19 protein-coding genes and 2 pseudogenes are annotated in these 20,681 nt (G+C 72.0%); 14 read left to right on the forward strand and 7 right to left on the reverse strand.

What is annotated here, in order from left to right; translation table 11 throughout:
* Window positions 1-507: 507 nt before the first annotated feature.
* On the reverse strand, window positions 508-630 hold the full coding sequence (locus EL245_RS13900; RefSeq protein ID WP_269471391.1) for a hypothetical protein: 123 nt from the start codon (window positions 628-630) through the stop codon (window positions 508-510).
* On the opposite strand from EL245_RS13900, the pseudogene EL245_RS14030 reads away from it, so the two are divergent.
* A pseudogene (locus EL245_RS14030) lies at window positions 629-715 on the forward strand (DUF6318 family protein); the annotation flags it as partial. The gene EL245_RS13900 and the pseudogene EL245_RS14030 overlap by 2 nt on opposite strands.
* Before the next feature lie 63 nt (window positions 716-778).
* On the opposite strand, the gene EL245_RS11065 reads toward EL245_RS14030, so the two are convergent.
* Window positions 779-1,576 (reverse strand): transposase family protein, encoded by a 798-nt coding sequence (locus tag EL245_RS11065; RefSeq protein ID WP_126381755.1) that lies wholly within the window; start codon window positions 1,574-1,576, stop codon window positions 779-781.
* 223 nt (window positions 1,577-1,799) lie between these two features.
* On the opposite strand from EL245_RS11065, the gene EL245_RS13270 reads away from it, so the two are divergent.
* The gene (locus tag EL245_RS13270; RefSeq protein WP_161512806.1) at window positions 1,800-1,955 is read left to right on the forward strand and encodes a hypothetical protein; all 156 of its coding nucleotides are present in this window, start codon (window positions 1,800-1,802) and stop codon (window positions 1,953-1,955) included.
* Between the two features lie 444 nt (window positions 1,956-2,399).
* Here the strand turns inward: EL245_RS13270 and EL245_RS11070 are convergent, their stop codons facing one another.
* Window positions 2,400-3,812, reverse strand: a complete 1,413-nt coding sequence (locus EL245_RS11070) for a M48 family metallopeptidase (protein WP_126384437.1) — start codon at window positions 3,810-3,812, stop codon at window positions 2,400-2,402.
* A gap of 212 nt (window positions 3,813-4,024) precedes the next feature.
* Here EL245_RS11070 and EL245_RS11075 point away from each other — a divergent pair, with 212 nt between their 5' ends.
* A complete protein-coding gene (locus tag EL245_RS11075) occupies window positions 4,025-4,753 on the forward strand; it encodes an aminoacyl-tRNA hydrolase (RefSeq protein WP_126384440.1) in 729 nt (242 codons plus the stop codon).
* Window positions 4,754-4,777: 24 nt separating this feature from the next.
* Here the strand turns inward: EL245_RS11075 and EL245_RS11080 are convergent, their stop codons facing one another.
* Window positions 4,778-5,461 carry a GtrA family protein gene (locus EL245_RS11080; protein ID WP_126383172.1) on the reverse strand — a complete coding sequence of 228 codons (684 nt, stop codon included), beginning with the start codon at window positions 5,459-5,461 and terminating at the stop codon, window positions 4,778-4,780.
* Between the two features lie 192 nt (window positions 5,462-5,653).
* Window positions 5,654-6,322 carry an HAD-IA family hydrolase gene (locus EL245_RS11085; protein WP_408608370.1) on the reverse strand — a complete coding sequence of 223 codons (669 nt, stop codon included), beginning with the start codon at window positions 6,320-6,322 and terminating at the stop codon, window positions 5,654-5,656.
* A 92-nt stretch (window positions 6,323-6,414) separates the two neighbouring features.
* On the opposite strand from EL245_RS11085, the gene EL245_RS11090 reads away from it, so the two are divergent.
* Window positions 6,415-7,779 carry a M18 family aminopeptidase gene (locus tag EL245_RS11090; protein ID WP_126383174.1) on the forward strand — a complete coding sequence of 455 codons (1,365 nt, stop codon included), beginning with the start codon at window positions 6,415-6,417 and terminating at the stop codon, window positions 7,777-7,779.
* A complete protein-coding gene (locus EL245_RS11095) occupies window positions 7,776-8,234 on the forward strand; it encodes a YchJ family protein (RefSeq protein ID WP_232009742.1) in 459 nt (152 codons plus the stop codon). Before EL245_RS11090 ends, EL245_RS11095 begins: the two co-directional genes overlap by 4 nt.
* 24 nt (window positions 8,235-8,258) lie before the next feature.
* On the opposite strand, the gene EL245_RS11100 is transcribed toward EL245_RS11095, so the two are convergent.
* Complete coding sequence (locus tag EL245_RS11100) at window positions 8,259-9,365, reverse strand: oxidoreductase (protein WP_126383175.1); 1,107 nt, start codon at window positions 9,363-9,365, stop codon at window positions 8,259-8,261.
* Window positions 9,366-9,509: 144 nt separating this feature from the next.
* Here EL245_RS11100 and EL245_RS11105 point away from each other — a divergent pair, with 144 nt between their 5' ends.
* Window positions 9,510-10,484, forward strand: a complete 975-nt coding sequence (locus EL245_RS11105; RefSeq protein WP_232009743.1) for a patatin-like phospholipase family protein — start codon at window positions 9,510-9,512, stop codon at window positions 10,482-10,484.
* A gap of 292 nt (window positions 10,485-10,776) precedes the next feature.
* Complete coding sequence (locus EL245_RS11110) at window positions 10,777-11,775, forward strand: VOC family protein (protein WP_126383177.1); 999 nt, start codon at window positions 10,777-10,779, stop codon at window positions 11,773-11,775.
* A gap of 335 nt (window positions 11,776-12,110) precedes the next feature.
* On the opposite strand, the gene EL245_RS11115 is transcribed toward EL245_RS11110, so the two are convergent.
* Window positions 12,111-12,599 carry an NUDIX hydrolase gene (locus tag EL245_RS11115; RefSeq protein ID WP_126383178.1) on the reverse strand — a complete coding sequence of 163 codons (489 nt, stop codon included), beginning with the start codon at window positions 12,597-12,599 and terminating at the stop codon, window positions 12,111-12,113.
* 243 nt (window positions 12,600-12,842) lie between these two features.
* On the opposite strand from EL245_RS11115, the gene EL245_RS11120 reads away from it, so the two are divergent.
* The 7 genes and pseudogenes from EL245_RS11120 to EL245_RS11150 form a co-directional block, all read left to right on the forward strand.
* A complete protein-coding gene (locus EL245_RS11120) occupies window positions 12,843-13,790 on the forward strand; it encodes an alpha/beta fold hydrolase (RefSeq protein ID WP_232009744.1) in 948 nt (315 codons plus the stop codon).
* A 168-nt stretch (window positions 13,791-13,958) separates the two neighbouring features.
* A complete protein-coding gene (locus EL245_RS11125) occupies window positions 13,959-14,540 on the forward strand; it encodes a biotin transporter BioY (RefSeq protein ID WP_126383179.1) in 582 nt (193 codons plus the stop codon).
* A gap of 233 nt (window positions 14,541-14,773) precedes the next feature.
* Complete coding sequence (locus tag EL245_RS11130) at window positions 14,774-15,949, forward strand: LLM class flavin-dependent oxidoreductase (RefSeq protein WP_126383180.1); 1,176 nt, start codon at window positions 14,774-14,776, stop codon at window positions 15,947-15,949.
* A 279-nt stretch (window positions 15,950-16,228) separates the two neighbouring features.
* Entirely contained in the window at window positions 16,229-17,872 is a 1,644-nt protein-coding gene (locus tag EL245_RS11135; protein WP_126383181.1) for an ABC transporter substrate-binding protein, read from the forward strand.
* A gap of 90 nt (window positions 17,873-17,962) precedes the next feature.
* Entirely contained in the window at window positions 17,963-18,892 is a 930-nt protein-coding gene (locus tag EL245_RS11140; RefSeq protein WP_126383182.1) for an ABC transporter permease, read from the forward strand.
* Window positions 18,885-19,844, forward strand: a complete 960-nt coding sequence (locus tag EL245_RS11145) for an ABC transporter permease (protein ID WP_126383183.1) — start codon at window positions 18,885-18,887, stop codon at window positions 19,842-19,844. The genes EL245_RS11140 and EL245_RS11145 overlap by 8 nt, the downstream gene beginning before the upstream one ends.
* A pseudogene (locus tag EL245_RS11150) lies at window positions 19,841-20,674 on the forward strand (ABC transporter ATP-binding protein); the annotation flags it as partial. The gene EL245_RS11145 and the pseudogene EL245_RS11150, both read left to right, overlap by 4 nt.
* Window positions 20,675-20,681 lie beyond the last annotated feature (7 nt).

A 20,681-nucleotide genomic window follows, 5' to 3' on the forward strand; every position in this document is an offset into this window, starting at 1 on the left:
CGCCCCGCACCTGACCGACGGCCCTAGGCCACTCAACCCAGGAGCTCCACCGTCACTCGAGACGACGTCATAGGACCGCCGCGCTGCCACGCCCGCTCGGTGTGCGCCTGCCACCGGGGCCAGCACCGGGTCCTGACGGGGGAACGGGTCTCGGAGGACGCTGGCGGGTCCCGGGGTGGTTGTCCACAGGTTCGGGTGAGGTCTGGTGTTCGTGGGGGTGGCTGGGGTAGTGTTGGGTTGTCTGAGATGCGATGGCGTGTCTCGGGCGCGTCCCTGTTCTGGTCTGATCTCCGATGGCGGTGGTCTGATGTCCTGGTTCATGACACGACTGGCTCGTTCCCGACAGCGTGTGGGGGCTCTCGCGTGCATGCTGGTCCTCGTGGCGGCAGCGGGCGTGGGGGGCTGCTCCGACTCAGGAGCCGACTCGGCCAGCCCCTCGCCGACAGCTCGGTCCTCCGCCTCGGGCACGGCGACCGCCTCATCGACCCCAGCGACGGGTGCCTCCGGTCAGGCCTCAGCCGAGGCCTCTGAGTCCGGCACCCCCTCGTGGGTACCGCCCCTGTCCTCGCAGCAGCAGGCGTCATACGACGCGGCGATGGCCACCCCCGAGCCCAGCCGCGTGGTGGGCATGGACGAGCAGTCACCGGCCGGCGCCGAAGCAACCGCGATCTACTTCCTGAGCCTGTACCCGTACGCATTCGCCACAGGAGACCTGACGACCTGGAAGGAGATGAGCGAGGACGACTGCATCTTCTGCAACTCCGTCATTGAGCCTTTCTCACCGGGGTTGTTTGTTGAGGCTGATGATGACGAGGGCTGTGGCGGTGATGTGGGTGATGGTGTGCGGGTCGAGGGTGACGTGTTGGAGGGCCTTGAAGTGCTTGAGCATGGCATTGGCCCTCTCGGCAGGCGAGCGCAGACTGGCGTGCAGATGGTTGTAGGTGGCGTCGTCGGGGCAGGGTCTGGCGCCCTTGACGGGTGTGAGCACGCCGATGCCGGCGCCGATGTAGCCCTTGTCGGCCAGGGTGGGCATGCCCTGGGAGGCGGCCTTGTACAGGGCGGGCAGCGCGTGGGCGCGCGCAGCGGTCAGGTCGTGGGTCGAGCCCGGCTCGACCGGCGAGACCCACACCGGGAATCCGGTGTGGTCGGTGATGACCTGGACGTTGCCCCCGAAGGCCTTGTGCTTGCCCGAGTACCACGAGTGGTTGCCCCGTTCGGTGCGGGCTGCGACCCTGTCGGTGCGGATCAGGGTGCCATCCAGGCACACGAAAGGCTCACCCTTGTGGCGCAGCTGGGTGATGACCTCGATCAGGTCAGGGGCCTGGGAGGAGATGACCTGGAGGGCCTCATGCAGGTACCTGTAGGCGGTGGCGATCGAGATGCCGGCGTCTCGGGCCAGGGTGCGCATGCTGGTGGCCTCGTTGAGCCAGCGCAGCACCATCACAGCCTGCACCCAGGGCGTCGCCGCCCTCTGATGAGGCCGAATGTCGTGCCAGCGGCGGTGAGCCGCCAGCCAGGCTGACACGGTTCGGGCGGTAGCGGATGGCACGTCAAGGGTGGCACGATAGGACAGCATGCGGGGACCTCGCATTCAGGGGTGCTTCTTTGGTCAGAACCCATCCTGGATGCGCTCCCCGCGTGCACCCCCACACGACACGCACCCTCCCCCAGCATCCCAACGATCAGGCCGGGTGCACGCCCCACCCCGGTGAGAAAACCTCACTGATCCGAGGGCTCCATATCCCAACCACACCGTCTACCACGACTACACCGGCACCCGCAGCAACGTCGTCATCACCGTGACCACCACCTGGGAGGCGACCTTCACCCCCGAGGGCGGCACCAGCCAGCCGGTGACCGGCACGATCACGACCACCAGCTCGGCCGAGCCCTTCGACCTCGTACGCACCGTGACCTACCTGACCGACGACGCAGAAGAAGCCCAAGGCCACTAACCCCCGGCCACGCCCTGCGCGAGGGCATCAGGGGTGCCGCCCGCGCCCGCCTCCGGGGATGCCGCCCCGCCCCGCGTCCCCGGGCCCCCGGGGCGTTGCGCGCACCGACCACGAGTCCGGGCGATTCATGCCCGATCGCGCCGAGCCGCCGGGCCGTCGTGGACTCGCCACGTCGCCGCTCCGGCGGTTCTGAGGCCTCGTCTGCTCTCGTGGCATTGAGGGGCTGGGCGCGGACCTGAGTGTGGCGGTCGCGCATGGTCCGGGGCTCATGTGGTGTCCAAATCTGCGGCAAATCCTGTGAGCGCTGACCGCGCGGCGACAGCGAGCCGCGGAATCATGCGGTTCTCCGACTCCCGGCACCCGTACGCCCAGCGTTTTGCGGCAGATTTGGACACCCTCCTGCCGCCAGACCGCCCCCACCAGCCAATGCGACCGCCGACCAGCTCACTGCTCGGGCATCGATCCGTAGGGTGGCTCAGTGTCAGGCATCGGCCCGTAGGGCGACCTCGCGTCTGGCGCCGACCCGTAGGGCGGGTTCGTGCTCGAGGGGGCCGCGTAGGGCGACCTCGCGTCTGGCGCCGACCCGTAGGGCGGGTTCGTGCTCGAGGGGGCCGCGTAGGGCGACCTCGCGTCTGGCGCCGACCCGTAGGGCGGGTTCGCGCTCGAGGGGGCCGCGTAGGGCGGCGCCGTGCGCGGCGGGGCGAGGCGTCGGGGCACGGGGGTGGGGTCGGCGAGCCTGATCTCGTCGCGGGACACGCTGTAGCTGACTCCCGGGTAGCGCCCGAACTGCTCCTCCGCCGCTGCGCCCGTGTACCGGGGCTCGAGCCTGTTCATCGCCTCAAGGACCTGGGCAGGGTAGGGCCATGTCGTCGAGGGCTGGGAACCGGTGGGGTGGAACCGGGGGAACCAGGCTGTCGCGGGGGAGGGTTTGACCATGATCCGTCCCGGCAGGCGGCGGTCGCGCAGGGCGTGCGCCCGCCAGGTGAGCACAGGGTGGCTGGCCCGCCATACGACCAGGTGCAGCCACAGGCCGGTCTCCCAGGCCGCACGGTCAGCCATCGCGTGCAGGTTGACCTGCGCACCCAGGTACTTGCCGCCCGCGAGCAGGCCGATGGCCCCCGCCACGCCCTGGGGGGCCGCGTCGTAGCCGTGGTTGTCCGCCGTGTACTCCTGTGCTCGTGACAGGGCAGGTCCCAGCAGCGGCACGGACATGATGAGGTTGGTCGCAACCCCTCGCCAGAAGGACACGTGCCCTGCCGCGATGTGGCCGACCTCGTGGTTGATGACGAAGCGCAGCGCCTCAGGGTCACGAGTTGATCCGCCGACCTCGAACAGGTCGGAGTTGATGGCCACGAAACGGCGGAAGCCGTGACCTGAGGCGAAGGCGTTGATCTCGCCGCCGCCGGACACGACATAGGCGTCCGGTACCCGGCGCAGCCCGAAGCGCTGCGCCGCCTCGACCACCATGCGGTAGCCCTCGGGGAACTGTGTCGGGGTCATCTGCACCCCGGAGGCACGCATCCTGGCGTACAGGAGGGCGCGGGCCACCCACAGGATGAAGGGCAGCAACGGCAGGAGCATGAGGAACTGGTTGCCCGGACCCATGAGGAGGAAGGCGCGCAGGCTGGCGGCGTCACCGGTCGGCTCGGGAACCGCGACGAGCCACGCGATCGTGGCGACCCAGGCGGCGTAGCCCACCACCATGAGAACCACGGAGAGCCACAGCAGGGGCATCTCGCAGCGATGGCGCAGGTGCCCGGTACCGCGCAGGCCGTGGACGGTGGCTCCGTTGAGAGGGCGTGGCCTGTCAGGTGGAGCCTGCGGGGGCAGGACGAGCGCGGAACCTGGGGCGGGCATGTCGGTCACCGCCCCACCGTAGACCGTCCCGTCGCTGCGCCACCGCGCCCACGGGGATGAACCCGAGCGCGGTGAGGGCTCGCCGACCGGGAGGATGGCGCTCCTCCCGTGGGAGGACGCGCGGCTCCCGGGGCCCGAAGACTCTGGCGGGCCGGTAGGGTCGGCCCGTGTCCAGCGCAGTCGACCCCCGTGACCACCCCGTCCCCTGGGGCATGCAGATCGCCGTGCGCTACGACAAGGTGGCCCCGCCCCGCAGGGTGGATGTCGCCGAGGCGGCGGCGCGCGCCGTCGTCGGGCTGCTCGCCTCGCCTCAGGCCGCCCAGGGAGGCGCCTGGCACGACGCGGTCGAGCACTGGCGACACGGGCGGATCCGCAAGCTCGTCCGGCGCGCGCGGGGCCGGCGCTGGGAGGAGATCGGGCAGCTCCCCGGGGTGACGGTGGTCCAGGAGGGGCCGCCCGGGTGGGGTCCGGCGGCTGCGCGGGCCCTCGTGCCGGGACCTGTCCGCCCCCTGCCGGCGGCCCTGGCCAAGACGCAGGTCGAGGGGACGCACTTCCCCGCCGGGGACGCGCTGCCCCCACCCCCGGCGTCAGTGACCGCGCAGACCCAGGAGGCTCGCAGGCGGGGCGAGCCGGGTCCACGCATCGAGCTGTCGGCGGCCTCGTCCTCGGTGGACGCGCTGGTCGTCGTCGAGGTCACGCCAGCCGAGGAGATGACGAGCGGCAAGCTCTGCGCCCAGGTGGCCCACGCCGCCCAGCTGGCCTGGGAGAGCCCGGAGATGCCCGAGTCCCTGCGCGAGGGCTGGGCGGCGCAGGGCTACCGCGTGCGGGTCGAGGTCCCAGAGCCTGAGGTGTGGGGCTCGGCGCTCCGGCCGGTGCGGGTGGTCGACGCCGGGTTCACCGAGCTCGACGGCCCCACCGAGACGGCGCGCGCCCGGTGGTGACGGGCCGGTGAGGTCGCCGGGACCTCAAGCCACCTCGTCGACGGGCTCGGGGGTGCCGCGGAACACCCACAGGCGCATGAGCGTGTAGAGGTAGATCCCCTCGCAGCACGCCGACAGGAAGCGCGCGAGCTCCGCGTTCATCCCCGCCCAGTGCAGGAGGCTCGACAGGCCGATGATGAAGATGACGTACTGGCTGACCAGCCCCACCGCGTAGCGCGAGCCCTGCGTCGCCAGGTGCCCGTGGGACTGGAAGTTGAGCCAGCGGTTGAGCAGCAGGGAGTAGACCCCCGCGACCGCGTACCCCACCGTCACGGCCAGCGGGTAGAACCAGTGGAGCCTCTCGTAGAAGAACCACAGGAGGCTGATGTCGAGCAGGAAGGCGGAGCCGTTGATGATGGCGTAGCCGACGAAGGTCACCGGCAGGTGCCGCCCGACGGCGTCGGGCAGGATGCGGTGGATGCTCGAGATGAGGTGGAAGAAGGTCCTGGGGGCGCGCCGCGAGTGCGAGGCGTTGCTGTGGGCCGGCTGGGTGCCAGGAGCCGCTGGGACCCCCGGGACCAGTGAGGCGGTCCGAGGAGGGGAGGCGGTACCCGTCCTCTCTGAGGTAGCGCCTGTCGTCTCACAGGCGGCGCCGGCTGCTGGTGCGGGGTGCGCAACGGCCTGACGGGACGGGCAGGGGGCGACGGTCCCTGTGGTCTGCGTCGTCATCTCGCCCTCCCGAAGCGCTCGTGCATGGGGCGGTTGCCCGTGCTTCGGCGAGTCTTTCGCGTTCGGACGGCGCCCCACAAGTCCGTCAGAAGGAGAACGCGGGTCGAGGGTGCTCATCCTTGAGGAGGATGAGCACCCTCGACCCGGTCCCGGTCGGCCCGCAGCGTGGGCCCTCAGCATGGGCCCGCAGCGTCAGCCCGCCACGTCGGCCAGGGCCGCTTCGACCTCCTGGCGCAGCAGCGCTCCGCCGCTGTCCGCAGGGTGCTCGATGGTGCGCAGGCCCAGACCTGCCGCCACGGCGATGTTCTCGGCGTTGTCGTCGATGAACAGCGCCTCGTGCGGCTTGGCCCGCGTCAGCGCCAGGACCTCGCGGAAGTAGACCGGGCTCGGCTTGCACACACCCAGCGTGCACGAGTACGCATCGATGTCGCACAGGCCGTCGTAGCCCAGGGTGTGACGCATCCAGGCCCGGCGCTCCCACTGCTGGTTGGTGGCGAGCACCGTGAGGTAGCCGGCCGCCCGCAGGTCGCGCACGACCTGCCACGCCTCGGGGTCCGGTGTCGCCCTCCACCACGTCTCAAGGACCTGCTCGGTGCCGGTGCTCAGCCCGAGCCGCCGCACGAGGCGGTCGAGCACGTCGCGCAGGTGGTCGCGTCCCTCGAGGGCGGAGACCTCCTCGACCAGCAGCGCCTCGGCGAAGTCCTCGCCGCCGGCCTGTGCCAGCGCCTGGCGCCACGGGGTGCCGATGAGCTGGAGGACGCCGTCGGCGTCGAACAGGACCGCCCGCACGCCGCCGGCACGCGGGGGAGGGAAGGCATGGGCGGCCGCGGGGCCCGCTGTCGGCAGGGAGATGTGGGTCACGGGCTGATTCTCACCCGGCCGGTCCCGGTTCGCCAGCGGTGCCGGCTCCTGCCCCGCCGCAGCCCCGGGAGCCCCGGTGCCACACTGGGGGCATGACATCAGCGCCCCGTCAGACCCCCGCCTCCACGCCGTCGCCGGCCGGCCTCCCTTCCCCCGACCACCTGCGGGACGACGACGCCTACACCGCCGGCCTCATCGAGTACGTGAGCGCCTCGCCGTCGAGCTACCACGCCGCCGCCCAGGGGGCGGGGCGCCTAGCGGCGGCGGGATTCACCGGTGTCGACGAGTCCGCGGTGTGGGACAAGAGCCTGCCGCGGCGCGGCTACGTCCTGCGCGACGGCGCGCTCATCGCCTGGGTGCTGCCCGCCCACCTCGAGGGGCGGGCCGGCTACCGCGTCGTCGGCGCCCACACCGACTCCCCGGCCCTCAAGCTCAAGCCCCGTGCCGCCGTCGTGCGCGACGGCCTCCAGGTGCTCGGCGTCGAGGTCTACGGCGGCCCGCTGCTCAACTCCTTCCTCGACCGTGAGCTCGGACTGGCCGGTCGCCTCGTCACCCGCGACGGCGCCACCCACCTCGTGCGCACCCCGGCGGTCGCACGCGTCGCCCAGGTCGCGCCCCACCTGGACCGGAGCGTCAACGAGGCTCTCCGGCTCGACAGGCAGGCCCACCTCGCCCCGCTGTGGGCGCTGGCCGACGCCGCCTGCGGACCCGACGACCCCGAGCGCTACCTGTGCGAGCAGGCAGGGATCGACCCGGCCGAGCTCGTCGCCCACGACGTCGTCACCTTCCCCGTCCAGGAGCCGGCGCGCTTCGGCCGTTCCGGCGAGCTGCTCGCCTCCCCCCGGCTCGACAACCTTTCCTCGGTTCACGCGGCGCTGACCGCCCTGGAGGTGCTCGCGCGCGAGGACGCCGAGGTCCGCGACCCGCTCATCCTGGTCGCCAACGACCACGAGGAGGTCGGGTCGGCGACGCGCTCTGGGGCGGCCGGGCCCTTCCTGGACAGCGTCCTGGGGCGCCTGGCAGGTGTCATGGGCGTCGACGGCGACGCCCGGGCGGCGCTGGCGGCCCGCTCGGTGTGCGTGTCCGCCGACGCCGCCCACGGGGCCCACCCCGCCTACGGCCACCTCCACGACCCGGTCCTCCGCCCGGTGCTCGGTGGCGGGCCGGTGCTCAAGATCAACGCCCAGCAGCGCTACGCCACCGACGCGGTGGGCGCGGCCGTGTGGGCGCGGGCCTGCGCGGCCGCCGCAGTGCCCTACCAGGACTTCGTGTCCAACAACTCCGTGCCCTGCGGCTCGACCATCGGGCCGATCACCGCCACCCGGCTCGGTATGACGACGGTCGACGTCGGGCAGGCGCTGTTGTCGATGCACTCCCAGCGTGAGATGTGCGCCGTGGCCGACGGGCCGCTGCTGGCTCGGGCGCTGCACGCCTTCTGGCTGGGGCTCGAGCCGTGAGCGCCGTGCTCCGGGCGGGCGTGCGCGGGGACGGCCCGTGCCCCTGCGGCTCGGGCGCCACCTTCGCCCGGTGCTGCGAGCCAGTTCTCGACGGCGCCCCGGCAGACAGCGCCGAGGCCCTCATGCGCTCGCGGTTCACTGCCTTCGTCCTGGGGGACGAGGACCATCTCTTCCGCACCTGGCACCCGCGCACGCGCCCGCCAGGACCCTTCTGCCACCCGGGAACGCGCTGGACGCGCCTGGAGATCCACGAGGTCGTCGAGGACGGCGCCTCCCGGGAGCGCGGCGCGCCCGGTCGGGGCCTGCCCGGGCAGGGTGAGGCCGTCGTCGAGTTCACGGCTTACTGCACGACCTCCGACCTGCGCGGGCGCAGGGTCGAGGACGCCCTTCATGAGCGGAGCCTGTTCCGCCGTCGGGGAGACCGGTGGGTCTACGTCGAGGCTGTCGAGGGCTGAGGCGGGACGGCCGCAGCGGTCGCCTCAGCGGTAGGCGCCGCGCCAGTACTGGACGGGCAGGCCGGCGTCCTGCCAGCCGTCGACCCCCAGCTCGTGCGCCCAGCGCACCGGCAGGTAGGGGTCGCGCAGCGCCGCTCGCCCGGCGGCCACCGCGTCGGCCTGGCCGCTGCGGAGGATCTGCTCGGCCTGGGCTCCGCTCGTGATGAGGCCCACGGCCACGACCGCGGGCGCGCTCCCGCCCGGCGTCGTCATGCCCTCGACCGCAGCCTTGACCTGGGCGGCGAGGTGGACCTGGTACCCGGCTCCCACCGGGATCTGTGCGGGCAGGAGCGCACCGCTCGAGATGTGCAGGACGTCGACGCCGGCGGCGACGAGCAGGCCCGCCAGCTCGGCGGTGTCCTCGCCGGTCAGCCCGCCGTCGAGCCAGTCCGTCGCCGACAACCTGATGCCCAGCGCCGTGCGCGGCCCGACCGCCTCGCGTACGGCCTCGACGACCTCGAGGGCGAAGCGCCTCCTGGCCTCGGGCGAGCCTCCCCAGGCGTCGGTCCGCGCGTTGGACAGCGGGGAGAGGAACTGGTGGACGAGGTAGCCGTGGGCGCCGTGGATCTCGACGAGGTCGTACCCAGCCGCCACCGCCCGCCGACCCGCCGCGGCGAAGCTCTCCACAAGAGCGTCGATCTCCCCGGTGCCCAGCTCACGGGGCTGCGCCAGGTCCGGGAAGGCCAGCGGCGAGGGCGCGAGGAGCTCCCAGCCGGGCACGGTCCCCTCCTTAGCGCCCGGCCTCATCGGGGCGGTCCCGGCCTTGCGGCCGCCATGACCGATCTGGACCCCCGCCAGCGCTCCCTGGCTGTGAACAGCCTCGACGATCCGCGCGTGCCCGGCCACCTGGGCGTCGTCCCACAGGCCCAGGTCGTTGACCGACAGGCGTCCCTCGGGCGTCACCGCGGTGGCCTCCACCACGACCGTCCCGAAGCCTCCGGCCGCCCTGGTCGCGTAGTGGAGGACGTGCCAGTCGGTCACGGCGCCGTCCTGCGCCGTCGCCGAGTACATGCACATCGGGGGCAGCCACAGCCGGTTCCGGGCGGTCAGGCTGCGCAGGGTGAGGGGCTCAAGGATCCGGGGCGCGATCATGGCCTCACGCTACGCCCGCGGTCGGCCACGGTGCCACGCGGCGCCAGGCGGTGCCAGGCGGCGTCGCGCCACCACCCCACGGCCCGCTCCGGAGTGCGGATGGTCATGGCCCTGCCCTCAGGGTGGTGGGTACGGTGGGGTCCCGTGAGCACCGTCGACCCTCAGACCGCTCGGACGAGCCGGACCGCCCTGGCCGCGCGTCCCGTTCCCTACGGGCGCCCGGGCCACGTCGCCGCGCCGGTGACCTCGAGGGTCGAGGACGTCGCCCTCGTCTTCGAGGGCGGCGGCATGCGGGGGGTCTACACGGCGGCGCTCGTGCGCGTCCTGCTCGAGGAGGGCCTGTTCTTCCCGTGGGTCGGCGGCATCTCCGCGGGCTCGACCCACACCGTCAACATGGTCTCGCGCGACCTGTGGCGCACCCGGGAGGCCTTCGTCGCCCTGGCCACCGACCCGGAGGCCGGCGGCTGGGGGAGCTTCGCCCGTGGGCGGGGGTACTTCAACTCCGAGCACATCTACCTGCACACGGCGGCTCCCGACGAGTCGATCCCCTTTGACTGGGAGGCATTCTCCTCCTCCCCGGCCACGGTGCGCATCGGTGCCTTCCGCTGCGACACCGGAGAGCAGGTCTACTGGGGGCTCGAGGACATCCACGGGCTCGCCGACCTCCTGCCGGTGTGCAGGGCCTCGTCCTCGATGCCCCTGCTCATGCCGGTCGTCGAGATCGAGGGAGTTCCCTACCTCGACGGCGCCCTGGGACCCACCGGGGGCATCGCCGTCGACGCCGCTGCGGCCGACGGGTTCGAGCGGATGCTCGTGGTCATGACCCGCCCCGAGGGATACCGCAAGCCGCCGGAGAAGCGACCGGCCGCCTACCGCGCCCTGTTCCGCAGGTACCCGGAGGTGGCGCGGGGGATCGTCGAGCGTCCCGCGAACTACAACCGGACCCTTGAGGCCCTTGAGCAGGGGCAGCGCGAGGGGCGGGTCTACCTCTTCCGGCCCGACAGGCTGGCGGTGGCCAACGGGGACCTGCGCTACGACCGCGTCGTGGGCGCCTACGAGGCCGGGCTCGTCCAGGCACGACGCGAGCTCCCGGCGATCCTCAGCTTCCTCGGCCTGTAGGCCGGCCCTCCCACCCTCCGCCCTCCCCACCCCGCGAGATCGGGACAAGTGGCACCTCGAGATCGGGACAAGTGGCACCTCGAGATCGGGGGAAGTGGCACCTCGCGAGGTCACAGCCCTGTGAGGTGGTCGTCCGTGGCCCCGGGGCTCATGCGCGAGTGCTCGGGCGGGCAGATCGGGTGCCCGGCAGACGGATGTCGTGGTCCTCCGTAGGAGCCCAGGCGTGCTCAGTGTCACGGAACAGGCCGACCGACACAGATGTTGACAGTTCAACAAACAGGAGGAGGGTCCCATGTCCGCTGCGACGCACGCATCCCGTACGGCTCGCGCTGCCGACCGCACCGCGCCCGGTGCTGGCGGTGCCGACGACACGCGCCTGGCTGCGGCCACGACGATGGGGGCCGTTGAGCTTCTCGTGCACGACCGACGGGTCATGGAGGACTTCTACGTCCGCGGCGTCGGGCTCACCCCCCTGGCGGTCTCGCCGGGGCGCACGGTGCTGGGCCTGGGGGAGCGTACGGTGGTCGTACTCATCGACGCCACGGACCTGGTGCCTGCGCCCCGTGGCAGCGCTGGCCTGTTCCACACCGCGATCGTCTTCGACACCCCTGCCGAGCTCGCCAGGTCGCTTGTGCGCATGTGGGTGCGCCACGCCGACTCCTTCGAGGGGCCCGGCGACCACCTCGTCTCCCAGGCCTTCTACTTCCACGATCCCGAGGGAAACGGCGTCGAGCTCTACTGGGACCGCCCCCGGGAGACATGGCAGTGGGTGGACGGGCGCGTGCGCATGGACACCCTGCCGATCGACCCCGGCGAGTTCCTCGCCCGTCACCTGGGTGCCTCGGCCACCCAGCGGGCGGTCGAGGCAGCGAAGAGCTCCCTGTCGCGGACCGCGGCACATGAGGTCTCCGCCGACGAGGGGCTGGGTGTGGTCGGCGGCGTGGGGCACGTCCACCTGCGCGTCGGCGACGTCGACACCGCCCGTGCCTTCTACGTCGACGCCCTAGGATTCGAGGTCACCGCCGAGATGCCTGGGTCCGCGCTATTCGTGTCGGCAGGTCGATACCACCACCACATGGCGATGAACGTGTGGGGCTCGCGCGGCGCGGGCCTGCGGACCCCGGCCCTCGGTCTGGGGGCCGCCGAGATCCTCCTGCCCGACGCCTCTGAGCTCGCAGCGGCTCGCGAACGCCTGCGCGCCCACGGCGTCGAGGTTCACGACGACGACACGGCTGACCGGCTTCTGGTCGCCGACCCCTGGGGCAACGAGCTGCGCCTGGCGATCGGCTGAGTCTCCCTCCTGCTACTCCGCGCTCCGTCCCGCCGGTCCTGAGATCGGGAGAACGGGGTGGTTTCGGAGGTGTCTGTGTGTGCGTCGGAGGGGGCGATGCGCATCTCAGGCCTCTCCAGCCCCTCTCGGCCACGATCTTGTCCACACCTCATCGCCGTGGCCAGGGTCGGGTCCGTTGTCTGCTCAGCGCCTGCCCTGCCAGAGCCTGAGCCGGACCACTTGTCCCGATCTCGAGGTGTCATTAGTCCCGATCTCGCGGTGTCATTTGTCCCGATCTCGAGGTGTCATTTGTCCCGATCTCGGGGTGTCATTAGTCCCGATCTCGCGGGGCGGAGTCAGAACCCGAAGGTGATGAGCGACGGGACCGGCGTGCCGTCCGTGAGCTCGGCGGTCAACCGACCCAGGACGTGACGCTCGTGGGGCGGCACGAGCTCGGGCAGGGCCGTCAGCGGGAACCATCGCAGGCCGTCGCTCTTGTCGGGCTCGCGCACCTGAAGGGCTCCGCCCCACCGGCGCAGGGTGAAGAAGAAGTCCACCCGCTGCTCGATGGCCGGGCCCCAGGGGTCCCCGGTGCGGTGCATCGTCGTGAGCGGCTCGAGGTCGGCGGGCTCGACGACGGCGCCGACCTCCTCGCGGGCCTCCCGCGCCGCCGTCGCGAGCACGGACTCGCCGGCCTCGACGTGACCGGCGATCCCACAGGCCCAGTACCCGTCCATGTACCCGGTGCCCCGGCGCAGCTGAAGAAGGGTCTCGGTTCCCCCGGCACCGTCCCGCAGCAGGAAGACGTAGGCGGCGGGAACGAGCGTGAAACGGCTGTGGGGCATGCGCTCACCGTATCGGGCCCGGTCGGGGTCCCGCCTCCGGGTCCGTCCCACCTCCTCGTGGCGCCCCGGGGTGGGTGGGTCCACGAGGCGAGAAGGCGGCCGTCGGCGAGACGGCGGGGCGAGCCGGAGGGTGCTGCGTCGTCGGGTCGCTGGGAGCTGCGTCGTCGGACGCCTGGGGGCGTGGGCGGCGCTGATAGCCTGGGAGGAGAGCTCGAGGGAAGGGGTCCTCCGATGCAGGTGTCCGTGACCCAGCTGCCCGGGCGTGACGGCGCCGCGCTGACGGTGCGCAGCTGGCTGCCCGACGGGGTCTCGGCCCTCGGGGACGCCTCGCAGGACGCCGGGCCCCTCCCGCGCGCGATCATCCAGGTGGCTCACGGCATGGCCGAGCACTCCGCCCGCTACGGGCGCTTCGCCGAGGCGGCGGTGGCGCGCGGTCACGCGGTGGTCGCGCACGACCACCGCGGGCACGGGGCGAGTGCGCACGACGGGCTGCTCGGGCACGTGGCCGACTCGGGCGGGTGGGACCTGGTTCTCGCCGACCTCGAGGAGGTGCTCGACGTCGTGCTCAGGACCTGGCCGGGCGTCCCGGTCGTCCTCATGGGCCACTCCTGGGGGTCCTTCCTCGTACGCCTCGCGGCGGCGCGACGCGGAGCCGACCTGGCGGGGATGATCGTGCTCGGAACGGGCGGGGACCCGGGCGCCGTCGGGGTGGTCGGGCAGGCGCTCGGTGCGCTGACCGTGCGCGTGCGCGGGGCGAGGGCCACGAGCCCGGGCCTCGACCGGCTCGTCTTCGCCAGGTACAACGCGGGACTGCGTCCCCGGCGCACCCGATTCGACTGGCTCAGCCGCGACCCTCAGGAGGTCGACGCCTACCTGTCCGACCCGTGGTGCGGCTTCGTCTCCTCGGCGGCGTTCTACCGTGACCTGGCCGGGGGAGTGCGCGACGTCGCTCGCCCGCAGGTCGTCGAGGCGACGCCCTCGACCCTGCCCGTGCTCGTCATGTCGGGCGACCGCGACCCCGTCGGCGCCCGGGGGCGTGGGCCTCGCGAGGTGGCGAGGGCCTACAGGAGGGCGGGCTCGGGGGACGTCAGCCTGCGCCTGCACCGCGGTGCCCGTCACGAGCTGCTCAACGAGTCCAACCGCGAGGAGGTCACCGCGGAGATCCTTGACTGGGTCGACGCACGGACCTGAGCCCGACCCCGGACGCCGACGCAGCCCCGGGCGGGGCAGGGGGCTCCTCCAGGCGCCGGAACCGGAGCGGCACGACGTGCGTTTTGGAGGTTGCCCACAATCGCGCGACGACCTTACCGGCGTTCTTCTGTGCTGCGCCGTGGGTCGTGCGGGCCGTACGGTTGTGGCATGACGACGAACCGCACCACCTCCGTCTCGACCGAGTCCGCCGCCGTCGCCCGCGGCCGCTCCCTGCCGCTCGATATCGCCCGCGAGCTCGGCCTCGTCCTGGCGGGCGCGGTCGCGATCGCCCTCATCGGCCAGATCTCCCTGCCCCTGCCCTTCACCCCCGTGCCTGTCACGCTGGGAACCTTCGCCGCCCTGTGCGTCGGCGGGGTCCTCGGCTCGCGTCGCGCCCTGGGCTCCGTGGGGCTGTTCGCGCTCTCGGCGGCGCTGGGAGCCCCGGTCCTGGTGAGCTGGAGCTCGGGGGTCGGGGCCTCCTTCGGATACGTCCTGGGCTACGGCCTGGCGGCCGCCGTCGCGGGGCACGCCACCTCGCGCACCGCGGACGGCCCGCGCTACGGCCTGCTGGCCCGCCTGGGCCTCATGCTCCTGGCCTCGGCCTGCGTCTACGTCCCCGGCCTCATCTGGCTCAAGGCCGTCACGGGCGTGACGTGGCAGGCCGCTGTCACCCTGGGCCTCGTCCCCTTCATCATCGGCGACGTCCTCAAGTCCGTCGTCGCCTCGACGCTCCCGACCCGCCGCATCTGAGCCGCCCTGAGCCGCCCTGGGCAGGCGCTGAGCAGGCCCTGGGCGATCACGAGGCAAGCACGGGGCAAGCACGGGGCAAGCACGAGGCCGGCTGCGGCGCCGCTGTCGCGCGGCGTCCGGGCCGTGCCCGCAGGGCTCGAGACCCCGCACCGGCCGTCCGCGGGCGCCACGCGCCTGCGGACGGCCGACCTGCGTCCCTGGATCGCGGGCCGCCTGGCACCTATCGTGCTTGTATGACTCCCGCGCGCCCTGTGTTGTCCGTCCTCGACCTCGTTCCCGTCTCGGCCGGACGCAGTCGTGCCGATGCCCTGCGTGAGATGGTCGAGCTCGCTCGCGCCGCAGACGCCGCGGGCCTGCACCGGTACTGGATCGCCGAGCACCACGGCTCGACGACGTTTCTCGCGGCCGCCACATCGGTCCTCATGGGGCAGGTCCTGGCCTCGACCGAGCGCATCGGCGTGGCCTCGGGGGGCATCATGCTGCCCAACCACCCCCCGCTCGTCATCGCCGAGCAGGTCGGGACACTCGCCGCCCTCTACCCGGGCCGGGTGGGGCTGGGGCTGGGGCGGGCTCCGGGGACCGACCCCGTGACCGCCTCGGCCCTGCGCCGTCGCGAGGCCGATCCCTCCTCCTTCGCCGACGAGGTGGTCGAGACCCTCACCTACCTCACGCAGGACCCCGGCACCGCCGGTCTGGGGGTCCCCGGCTCGCTCCTTCCCTCGGACTCCCAGTCCCCGACCGTCTCGGTCACCGTCCACGCCGACGCGGGTCCCCGCGAGGCGGTGTTCACCGTGCCCGACGGCATCGGGCGTGTCCGCTCCGCGCCCGACCCGGTGCACAGGGTGCGTGCCGTGCCGGGGGAGGGCACGCGTCCCCAGACGTGGATCCTGGGGTCCTCGGTCAACGGCGCCCGGGTGGCGGGGTCCCTCGGGCTGCCCTTCGCCGTGGCCTCGCACTTCGCTCCCGCCCAGGCGGAGGCGGCGATCACGAGCTATCGCAGCGTCTTCGCCTCGGCGCAGGACTCCGCCCCGTCGGTGGCGGGGGTGCTCTCCGACGGCCAGCCCCACGTGGCGGCCGGCGTCAACGTCATGGTGGCGCCGACCGAGCAGGAGGCGACCCGTCTGTTCTCCACCGCGATGGCCTGCACCGCCCGGATCCTCGGTGGTCGTCCGGGCCCGCTGGACGAGCCCGTGGCGAGCCCTGAGGCGTGGCGGGAGCTGGCCGGCGGCAAAGACATCGCTGTGACGAGGGCGATGGCCCTGTCCTTCGTCGGCACCCCCGACGACGTCGCCTCCCGGCTGCACGCCCTGGCCGAGCGCTGGGGCCTCGACGAGCTCCTCGTGGTCACCTACGCCCACGACGCCGCGGCGCGACGTCGCTCCTACGAGCTTCTCGCGCGGGCCTGGTGAGGCCGAGCCCGCAGGCCCTGGTGGTGTGCTCGATCTCCCAGTGCTGTCAGTGAGGGCCGGTGGGCCCCGGCCGGCTCCCCGGTCCGGCGCCCCTGGCGCGCGCTTCCGCGGCTGGGGCGGGAGGCGAGACGGGGCGGCCGGAGGCCTGGGGTACCGCGATGCAGAGTTTGTTAAGGCGGTGTTGAGATGACATGGAGTATCCTCAGGCGATCGAACGCCGCACACCAACGACGGTGTCGGCCGCTGAACTGCCTGTTCACGCATCCTGGAGGTTGATCCATGCGCAATGTCATGCTGTCCCGTCGCACGTTCGGGCTCGGTGCCGCCACCGTCGCGGTGCTGCTGTCGGGAGCCTGCGGCTCGGGCTCCGGCTCGTCCAGCTCCTCGTCCTCCGCGGCCTCCGGCCAGGGCAAGAACGGCTCGGGCGTGCTCACGCTGGCCTACAACGCTGACGGTCCGCACAAGGCGTGGGTCGAGGCCGTGTGCAACTCGGTGTCCAACACCCTGGGCATCACGATGGAGCCTCTGCCCATCGCCCAGTTCTCCGAGCTGCGCACGCAGATCACCGATCGCACGATCGTGGGCGCCTTCCGCACCGGCTGGCAGGCCGACTACCCCTCGATGGCCAACTTCCTGGGCAGCCAGTACCAGACCGGGGCGGGCTCGAACGACTCTGACTACTCGAGCACCGAGTTCGACGACCTCCTGGCTCAGGCCGCCTCCGCCGCGGACGAGGCCTCCGCCCTGTCCCTCTACGAGCAGGCCCAGACCGTCCTGTTCGCCGACCTGCCCACGATCCCCCTGTGGTACCAGAACGGCTTCGGCGGGTACTCGACCAAGGTGTCCAACGTCACGTGGGGCTGGAACTCCGTGCCGCTCTACTACGCGGCGACGACCTCCGCCTCCGACGGGATCGTCTTCGCCAACGGCACCGAGCCGCAGAACCCGCTCGTGCCCTCCAACACCAACGAGGTCGGTGGAGGCCGCATCGTCGACCTCCTCTTCGCGGGCCTGGTGTCCTACGCCGAGGACGGCTCGGTGGTCAACGAGGTCGCCGAGTCCATCGAGACCGAGGACAACCAGCACTTCACCGTCAAGCTCAAGAGCGGGTGGACCTTCTCCGACGGCTCCCCGGTGACCGCAGACTCCTTCATCAAGGCCTGGAACTACGGTGCGCTGCTGTCCAACGCCCAGCTGTCGAGCTACTTCTACGAGGTCATCGAGGGCTTCTCCTACGACGAGGACTCCGAGCTGACCGGCCTGGCCAAGGTCGACGACCTCACCTTCACGATCGCCCTCAAGGCCCCGGCCTCCGACTTCGCGCTGCGTCTGGGCTACTCGGCCTTCTTCCCGCTGCCCGAGTCGGCCTTCGCCGACATGGAGGCCTTCGGTCAGGCGCCGGTGGGCAACGGCCCCTACACCCTGACCACCTGGGACCACGACTCCCAGGTCGTGCTCGCCAAGAACCCGTCCTACAACGGCTCACGCAAGCCCGCCAACGAGGGCGTCACCTTCACCCTCTACACCGACTACGACGCCGCGTACAACGACCTGCTGGCCGACGCCGTCGACATCCTCGACGCCATCCCGGACTCGGCGCTGTCGACCTTCACCTCCGAGCTCGGGGACCGTGCCGTCAACAAGCCGGGTGCCGTCATCCAGGGCTTCTCCATCAACGTCAACGCCGAGCACTGGAAGATGGACGAGGAGGGCCGTGCGCGCCGTGCGGCCCTGTCGCGGGCCATCAACCGCGCCGAGATCTGCGAGACCCTCTACTACGAGACCCGCACGCCGGCCTCCGACTACACCTCCCCGGTCATCAAGGGCTGGAAGGACAAGGTCGCCGGCAACGAGGTGCTCACCTTCGACGAGGCCGAGGCCAAGAGCCTGTGGGAGAAGGCCGAGGGCATCTCCGCCTTCTGATCCGCCGCGGCCCGTCGTGCCCCGGCACGACGGGCCGCCCCGCCCGTCCCTGCCGCCGTCGCGGCCTGTCACACCCACGAGGAGGCGCCGATGCTCCGCTACGCCGGACACAGGCTCCTGCAGATGGTCCCCGTCTTCTTCGGGGCCACGCTGCTCATCTACGCGATGGTCTTCGCCCTGCCCGGGGACCCCGTCGCGGCCTTGGGCGGTGAGCGCACGCTCAGCCCCGCCGTCCAGGAGCAGATCCGCTCCGACTACAACCTGGACAAGCCCTTCATCGTCCAGTACCTGCTCTACCTCAAGGGTGTGTTCACCCTCGACCTGGGGACCACGCTGCGAGGCGGCAGGGAGATCACGGAGGTCCTGGCCACCGCCTACCCGGTCACGATCAAGCTCGCGGTCCTGGCCCTGGCCATCGAGGCGGTCGCGGGTATCACGGTCGGCCTCGTCGCGGGGATGCGCAAGGGCGGTTTCTTCGACGCCACCGTGCTCGTCGTCTCGCTCATCGTCATCGCCGTGCCCACCTTCGTCATCGGCTTCGTCATGCAGTTCTTCATCGGCGTCAAGGCCGGGTGGCTGCCGGTGACGGCGGGCAACTCCCCAGGGTTCAAGGAGCTGCTCATGCCGGCCATGGTGCTGGGCGCGGTCTCCTTCGCCTACGTGCTGCGCCTGACCCGCACGCAGGTCGCCGAGAACCTCTCGGCCGACCACGTGCGCACCGCCCGCGCCAAGGGGCTGAGCGGGACCCGCGTCATGCTCGTGCACGTGCTGCGCAACTCCCTCGTGCCCGTCATCACCTTCCTGGGCGCGGATCTGGGCGCCCTCATGGGAGGGGCGATCGTCACCGAGGGCATCTTCAACATCAACGGCGTCGGCGGGACGCTCTACCGGTCGATCCTCCAGGGGGAGGGGCCCACGGTGGTGTCATTCACGACGGTGCTCATCGTCGTGTTCATCGTCTCCAACCTCGTTGTCGACCTGCTCTACGCCGCCCTCGACCCCAGGATCCGCTATGCCTAAGTCCCCTGAGAACACCGCCGCGCGGCCCGGACAGGAGCGCTTCGTCGCCGAGGTCGACGAGCAGGGCCTGGGCGCCGTCGACGCCGTCGCTGACGAGAGCGCGCCCTCCTCGATGTGGGGGGAGGCGTGGAAGCAGCTGCGTCGGCGCCCCATCTTCTGGTTCTCCGCCCTGCTCATCGTCTGCGCCCTCGCGCTGGCTATCGTTCCGGGGCTGTTCACCCGGACCGACCCGACCTTCTGCCAGCTGTCGAACTCCTACGGCGAGCCCTCCGCCGGACACCCCTTCGGCTTCACCCGCCAGGGCTGCGACATCTTCGCGCGCACCGTCCACGGAGCGCGGGCCTCGGTGAGCGTCGGCGTGCTCACGACCGCGATCGTCGTGGTCATCGGCTCGATCGTCGGAGCGATCGCCGGGTACTTCGGCGGCTTCTTCGACTCCCTGCTGTCCCGGGTCACCGACATCTTCTTCGCCATCCCCTTCGTGCTGGCCGCGATCGTGGTCATGCAGATGTTCAAGGGCAGCTCCTCGATCATGACGGTCGTGGCGGTGCTGGCCATGTTCGGCTGGCCCCAGATCGCCCGCATCACCCGAGGGGCGGTTATGGGCGTCAAGAACGAGGACTACGTGACGGCCGCCCGCTCGCTGGGGTCGGGACGCCTGCGCATCCTGACCCGCCACATCCTGCCCAACGCCGCGGCACCGATCATCGTGACGGCCACGGTCCAGCTCGGCTCCTTCATCGTGGCCGAGGCGACCCTCAGCTTCCTGGGCATCGGGCTGCCGCCCTCGATCGTGTCCTGGGGGGCTGACATCGCCGACGCCAAGGCCGCGCTGCGCGACCACGTGTCCGTGCTGCTCTACCCGGCCGGCGCCCTGGCCCTGACCGTGCTCGGATTCATCATGATGGGCGACGCGGTGCGCGACGCCCTCGACCCGAAGGCCCGAAAGTGACTCCACGACCCGTCCCCGGCCACGGCGCCGACTCCGATGCCCCCCTGCTCGACGTGCGCGAGCTCGAGGTCGCCTTCCGCTCCTCGACCGGCACCGTCCAGGCCGTGCGCCAGGCGAACCTGACGGTCTACCCCGGCCAGTCGGTGGCCATCGTGGGGGAGTCCGGCTCAGGCAAGTCGACCCTGGCCCACGCCGTCATCGGCCTGCTCCCCGGCACGGGGAGGGTGACCGGCGGCCAGATCCTGTTCGAGGGGGAGGACATCGCCCACGCCTCGGCCTCCCGGCTGCGTCGGCTGCGCGGAAGCGAGATCGGCCTGGTCCCCCAGGACCCGATGAGCAACCTCAACCCGGTGTGGTCGATCGGCTTCCAGGTCAAGGAGGCGCTGAGGGCCAACGGCCTGGCCGGCGTCGCCGACGACCGCCTCGCGGCCCTGGCCGCCGAGGACGGCACGCAGACCAGTGAGACCGGCAGGATCGACGTCAACGAGCAGGTGGCCCTGCTCCTCCAGGACGCCGGGCTGCCCGACGGGGCGCGGCGCGCCCGCCAGTACCCCCACGAGTTCTCCGGGGGGATGCGCCAGCGGGCCCTCATCGCCATCGGCCTGGCGGCCCGGCCCCGCCTGCTCATCGCCGACGAGCCCACCTCCGCGCTGGACGTGACCGTCCAGCGCCGCATCCTGGACCACCTGGGGCGTCTGACCCGCGAGCTGGGAACCGCCACCCTGTTCATCACCCACGACCTGGGCCTGGCCGCGGAGCGGGCCGAGCACATCGTCGTCATGCACCGGGGGCGCGTCGTCGAGTCCGGCCCCAGCCTCGAGGTCCTCCAGGGTGGTT

It is taken from the genome of Actinomyces howellii (genome assembly GCF_900637165.1).
Lineage (GTDB): Bacteria > Actinomycetota > Actinomycetes > Actinomycetales > Actinomycetaceae > Actinomyces > Actinomyces howellii.

Excerpts from the sequence above, each read along its gene's own strand:
- EL245_RS11100 (WP_126383175.1), bottom strand. The coding sequence starts at position 9,365 with ATGATCGCGCCCCGGATCCTTGAGCCCCTCACCCTGCGCAGCCTGACC.
- EL245_RS11110 (WP_126383177.1), top strand. The coding sequence starts at position 10,777 with ATGTCCGCTGCGACGCACGCATCCCGTACGGCTCGCGCTGCCGACCGC.
- EL245_RS11075 (WP_126384440.1), top strand. The coding sequence starts at position 4,025 with ATGCAGATCGCCGTGCGCTACGACAAGGTGGCCCCGCCCCGCAGGGTG.
- EL245_RS11145 (WP_126383183.1), top strand. The coding sequence starts at position 18,885 with ATGCCTAAGTCCCCTGAGAACACCGCCGCGCGGCCCGGACAGGAGCGC.
- EL245_RS11090 (WP_126383174.1), top strand. The coding sequence starts at position 6,415 with ATGACATCAGCGCCCCGTCAGACCCCCGCCTCCACGCCGTCGCCGGCC.
- EL245_RS11115 (WP_126383178.1), bottom strand. The coding sequence starts at position 12,599 with ATGCCCCACAGCCGTTTCACGCTCGTTCCCGCCGCCTACGTCTTCCTG.
- EL245_RS11125 (WP_126383179.1), top strand. The coding sequence starts at position 13,959 with ATGACGACGAACCGCACCACCTCCGTCTCGACCGAGTCCGCCGCCGTC.
- EL245_RS11140 (WP_126383182.1), top strand. The coding sequence starts at position 17,963 with ATGCTCCGCTACGCCGGACACAGGCTCCTGCAGATGGTCCCCGTCTTC.
- EL245_RS11130 (WP_126383180.1), top strand. The coding sequence starts at position 14,774 with ATGACTCCCGCGCGCCCTGTGTTGTCCGTCCTCGACCTCGTTCCCGTC.
- EL245_RS13900 (WP_269471391.1), bottom strand. The coding sequence starts at position 630 with ATGCCCACCACGCGGCTGGGCTCGGGGGTGGCCATCGCCGCGTCGTAT.
- EL245_RS11080 (WP_126383172.1), bottom strand. The coding sequence starts at position 5,461 with ATGACGACGCAGACCACAGGGACCGTCGCCCCCTGCCCGTCCCGTCAG.
- EL245_RS11135 (WP_126383181.1), top strand. The coding sequence starts at position 16,229 with ATGCGCAATGTCATGCTGTCCCGTCGCACGTTCGGGCTCGGTGCCGCC.
- EL245_RS11065 (WP_126381755.1), bottom strand. The coding sequence starts at position 1,576 with ATGCTGTCCTATCGTGCCACCCTTGACGTGCCATCCGCTACCGCCCGA.
- EL245_RS11070 (WP_126384437.1), bottom strand. The coding sequence starts at position 3,812 with ATGCCCGCCCCAGGTTCCGCGCTCGTCCTGCCCCCGCAGGCTCCACCT.